This is a genomic window from Desulfomarina sp., assembly GCF_054039375.1.
This window is the reverse complement of record NZ_JBPLBA010000243.1, coordinates 1-5,229: the sequence shown is the minus strand read 5'-3', so window position 1 is coordinate 5,229 and position 5,229 is coordinate 1. Positions and strand designations below refer to the sequence as shown.

General features: G+C 51.8%; 3 protein-coding genes and 1 pseudogene. 2 read left to right on the top strand and 2 right to left on the bottom strand.

Annotated elements, in window-relative coordinates:
• Together ACXLDX_RS13540 and hutU are read right to left on the bottom strand one after the other, a co-directional pair.
• Positions 1–305, bottom strand: a pseudogene (locus ACXLDX_RS13540) (imidazolonepropionase); the annotation flags it as partial.
• Positions 306–532: 227 nt separating this feature from the next.
• Positions 533–2,557, bottom strand: coding sequence for a urocanate hydratase (hutU, locus tag ACXLDX_RS13535; RefSeq protein WP_457577721.1), 2,025 nt, complete (start codon positions 2,555–2,557; stop codon positions 533–535).
• Between the two features lie 195 nt (positions 2,558–2,752).
• Between hutU and hutH the strand changes: the two genes are divergently transcribed.
• Together hutH and hutC are read left to right on the top strand one after the other, a co-directional pair.
• Positions 2,753–4,291 (top strand): histidine ammonia-lyase, encoded by a 1,539-nt coding sequence (gene hutH / locus ACXLDX_RS13530; protein ID WP_457577720.1) that lies wholly within the window; start codon positions 2,753–2,755, stop codon positions 4,289–4,291.
• A 180-nt stretch (positions 4,292–4,471) separates the two neighbouring features.
• Positions 4,472–5,229, top strand: a 758-nt coding sequence (hutC, locus tag ACXLDX_RS13525) for a histidine utilization transcriptional repressor HutC (RefSeq protein WP_457577719.1), incomplete at its 3' end; no start/stop codon positions are given.

The window sequence follows — 5,229 nt, the reverse complement described above, 5'->3', positions numbered from 1 at the left end:
GTACCTGCAAGGCGCAGTTCGAATTCGGATTCCCGTCTTTTTGCGAAACAGATATGGGTATGTGGGTCAACAAAGCCGGGGATCATACAGTATCCACCGCAGTCGATTTCCCTGTCTGGAGATTTCTGCAGTCTGTTCCGGACATCGGTTTTTTCTCCGATATCAAGGATCAGGCCGTTCCTGACAAGAAGGGCGCCGTCGTGGAAACAAGTGAGCGTCCCCTGCTGCTCTCCTCTCTTTGGTTTTCCGCTGTCGGCAGGGGTGAAAATTACACAGTTTTGAAAGAGTGTGGTCGTTGGTGACATGGTAATTCCCAGGTATTTATTTATAGGCTGACACACAATGTCGTTAACTTAAGCGATGAGCCCCATTCTGACCTCGTCCGGGGGACGCCATAAACCCGTCCCTGGGGGCTTGACTGCAGCCGTCCTGGCTGCAGACACCCCCGGCCAAGGTCAGAATGGGGCTTTCCTTAACCATCTTGTCCTTAAGTTAACGACATTGGGCTGACACAAGTTAACGACATTGAGTGTTATTTTTTGAAAAGCTCTTCCGTTGCCCTGTCCACCAGAGATTGATCCGCCTGGAAGGGAATGGTTATCTGATCATCATTTATATTATTTCTGTTATATTCAATGGCCACGTCCATGGCGTTAGGATTTCTGGCCCAGTTGCGCCGGGCGACACCGCCCATCACATCCCATGACATGGCAGATCTGAGAATGTCGTCCACCTGCCGGCTGCCGTTCAGAACCATACCGAAACCACCGTTTATCGCTTTGCCGATACCGGTGCCACCGCCGTTATGGAGGGCCACCATGGACATGCCTCTGGCTGCGTTTCCGGCAAAGCAATGAACAGCCATGTCTGCGCAGACGTTACTGCCATCTTTTATATTGGCAGTTTCCCGGAAAGGTGAATCAGTGCCGCCGGGGTCGTGGTGGTCACGGCCGAGCATGATCGGACCTATCTCACCTTTCCTGACCAGCTCATTGAATTTCAGGGCTATGGCCGTACGGCCCCTTGCGTCCGAATAGAGGATGCGGGCCTGACTGCCGACAACCAGGTTGTTTTTTTTCGCATCCCTGATCCAGACATAATTATCCCGGTCCTCAGGCCGTCTTTCGGGGTCGATGCAGGACATGGCTGCCCGGTCCGTTCTGTCCAGGTCTTCAGGTTTGCCGGAAAGACACACCCAGCGAAAAGGCCCGTAGCCATAATCAAAGATCGGACCCATGAGGTCTTCAAAATAAGATGGATAGATAAAACCGTCTTTTTCATCAACCCCGTTTCGGGCAACTTCGATCACCCCTGCATCAAAAACGGCTTTCAAAAAAGCATTGCCGTAATCAAAAAAATAACTGCCCTGTTCCGAAAGTTTTCGGATGACCTGGTAATGTCTGCGAAGACTCTCGTTCACCAGATCTCTGAACCTGTCCCTGTCTTCTGCCAGCAGCCTGGTCCGCTCGGCAAAGGAGAGTCCCTGGGGACAATAGCCTCCGTCATAGACCACATGGCAGGAGGTCTGATCGGAGAGCAGGTCAATTTTCATTTCTTTTTCCGCCAGGTATTCAAGCAGGTCGACGATATTTCCGTGGTAGGCAATGGCGGTGTTGTCCCTGGCAGCAAGTGCTTTCTCTGCAATTTCTAAAACCTCGTCCATGTCACTGGTGACAATGTCAACCCAGCCCTGCTTATGCCTGGTTGTAATGCGGGAGAGATCCACTTCCGCCGTGATGGAAACGGCTCCTGCGATTTTTGCCGCCTTGGGCTGGGCGCCGCTCATGCCTCCCAGACCGGAGGAGACAAAGAGCAGACCCGCCAGGTCCCCGTCGGCGGGAACACCGCACATTTTTCGTCCCCCGGCAAGCAGGGTATTATAGGTGCCGTGGACTATGCCCTGGGAACCGATATACATCCAGCCGCCTGCGGTCATCTGGCCGTAGGAGGAAACACCCATCTGGGCTGCAATTTCCCAGTCGTCAGGGTTGTCATAGAGGCCAACCATCAGGCCGTTGGTGATGATGACCCTGGGGTTGTCCGGAGCTGATCTGAACAGGCCCAGGGGGTGCCCGGACTGCATGACCAGGGTCTGTTCTTCGGTCAGTTCCTGCAGGTATTTTTTTATAAGGCAGAGTTGCATCCAGTCATGACAGACGGAACCTGTTTCTCCGTATGTGACAAGTTCGTAAGGGTAGAGAGCCACGTCAAAATCCAGGTTGTTGTCGATCATGAGCTGGAAGGCTTTCCCGGCAAGGCACTTTCCCTTGTATTCTTCAATGGGACGGGCCTTGATGTGACCTTTGGGCCGAAACCGGTAGCCGTAAATTCTGCCGAAGGTCTTCAGTTCATCGAGAAATTCGGGTACCAGGGTGGCGTGGTGCTGTTCCGGAATATACCGGAGGGCGTTTTTCAGTGCAGTTGCCGTCTGACTGCGGTTCAATCTGAAGCCACGGGCAGGTGCCCGGCGGATACCCTCCAGAAAGGGCTGTTTCTCAGGCAGTTCATCATCAAGACGAATCTTCATTGCCTGGGATATGTCGGTATTGTTGAGCATGATTTTCTCCTTGTCCCGAAAAAGTTGCAGAATGCGATTATACCACATATAATACAACCTGGAAGTTGTATATACAACTTTTTTGCAGGGCCGTTAAAAAAATAACGGGATTTATTTGTTTTTAAAGGTAACTCCAGAACAGAGGTAACAACTATTTGATTTTATTACCTCTGAATGAGGAATAAAAAAATGAATATGAAAAACATTGAGATTACACCTGGGAAAATGACTCTGGAACAATTGCGAACAGTCGCAGTTGAACCGGTCAGGGTCAAACTTGTTCCGGAATGCAGGGAAGGTATCAGAAAATCGGTGGCCACTGTTGCCGATGTTATCAGTTCAGGGAGGGTAATCTATGGGATCAATACCGGTTTCGGCCTGCTGGCCAATACCATTATCCCCAATGATGAACTGGAGCATCTACAGCGTTCAATTGTTCTTTCCCATGCCGCCGGTATTGGCGATTTTATGGATGAATCAACAACCAGGCTGCTCATGGTACTGAAAATAAACAGCCTGGCCAGGGGATACTCCGGTATCCGTCTTGAAGTGATTGAGGCCCTGGTGAAACTTGTAAACAGCCAGGTTTACCCCTGTATCCCTAAAAAAGGTTCGGTTGGAGCATCAGGTGATCTTGCCCCCCTTGCCCATATGAGCACAGTGTTGCTGGGGGAAGGTGAGGTGATTTACAGGAAGAAGCGGCTCAGTGGCCGTGAAGGTCTTGAAATTGCCGGATTGCAGCCAATAGTGCTCGGCCCCAAGGAAGGACTGGCATTGCTGAACGGCACCCAGGCTTCCACTGCTTTTGGACTGGAAGGTCTTTTTGCCACGGAAAATCTTTTTGCATCCGCTCTGGTGGCAGGCGCATTGTCGGTGGAGGCGGCACTGGGAAGCAGGCGACCGTTTGAGCCGGCCATTCATGAAGTGAGAGGACACCGGACCCAGATAGATACTGCGGCAGCTTTCCGCCATCTCTTGTCTGAAATGAGCGAGATCGGTATCTCCCATAAGGATTGCGAGGGTGTTCAGGATCCATATTCCCTGAGATGTCAGCCACAGGTGATGGGGGCGTGCCTTTCCCAGATCAGAAACGCAGCGGAGGTCCTGGTGACGGAAGCCAATGCCGTGTCTGATAATCCCCTGGTTTTTGCCGAGAGCTGTGATATTATTTCCGGGGGAAATTTTCACGCAGAACCTGTCGCCATGGCAGCTGATAACCTGGCCCTGGCCCTGGCTGAGATCGGTGCGATTTCGGAGAGAAGAATAGCCTTGCTCATTGACACCCATATGAGTAAACTGCCTCCGTTTCTGGTGGAAAAAGGCGGGCTCAATTCCGGATTTATGATTGCCCAGGTGACGACAGCCGCTCTTGCGAGTGAAAATAAGTCCCTGGCCCATCCGGCGTCGGTGGACAGCCTGCCCACCTCGGCAAATCAGGAGGACCATGTTTCCATGGCCACCTTTGCCGGACGCAGATTGCAGGATATGGCCGAAAATACTGCTGGAGTAGTCGGCGTTGAGCTGCTCGCCGCCTGTCAGGGTCTGGACTTCAGGGCTCCGCTGAAGACATCGCCCCTTCTTGAGAATGCAAAGGAAAAGGTAAGGGAGCTGGTTCCGTTCTATGATCAGGACAGGTACTTTGCGCCGGATATTGAAAAGGCAAGTGGTCTGGCACTTTCCGGTAATTTGAACTTCCTGGTGCCGGAAGGATTGTTGCCGGGAGTGACTGTCTGATAAACCGGCATGGCCGGACTCTACGGCTCGGCCGCAAAAAGCCAATGAAAATCCCGACTGCGGCAACACAACCCTCAGCCGAGGATTTTCAGATAAAGGAGAACAATCCCAGCCTGGCCGAGGTAATAAAATCATAGAGTTGCTATCCCTGTGACCAATTACTCAACAGGTGGAGAAAAAGTGCAGTTTTCTGATCATATACATAATATCGACCCTTCCCTTCCTCGTTATCAGCAGGTCAAGGAGTATATCCTTTCCCGTATTGAGAGTGGTGAACTGCGCGAAGAGATGAAAATCGAGTCGGAAAACAGGCTTGTTGAGCTGCTCGGTGTTTCACGGATGACTGTTAACAGGGCCCTGAGGGAGTTGACCGGAGAAGGAAAGCTGACCCGCGTTCAGGGACTGGGGACCTTTGTGGCCAACCAGAAACCACAGTCAGCCCTTCTTGAGGTCCAGTCCATTGCCAAAGAAATTCGCGAGCGGGGCGGGGTTTACTCCTGTGACGTTCGCGTTCTGGCGGCGGAAAAAGCAAGTCCAGCGCTGGCCCTTTCCATGGGACTGCAACCCAATGCTTGTGTTTTTCATTCGCTCATTGTTCATATGGATAATGGGGTTCCCATTCAGCTGGCTGACAGGTATGTCAAACCGGATTTTGCCCCTGATTTCCTGATGCAGGATTTTACCCGTGTTTCCCCGAATGAATATCTGCTCGCTATCGCACCTATTTCTGAGGTGGAACACGTGGTGGAGGCGATGATCGCGGAAGCACCGGTACGTGAATTACTGCAGATCAGCGAGGCGGAACCCTGTCTTGTCCTGCATCGGAAAACCTGGGTAGAGGGAGAAATTGTTACAAAGTCAAGTTTTTATAATCCGGGTTCCAGGTTTACCATCGGAGGCAGGTTCACCCCTTCGAACCGAGGGAGTATTCGGGTTAT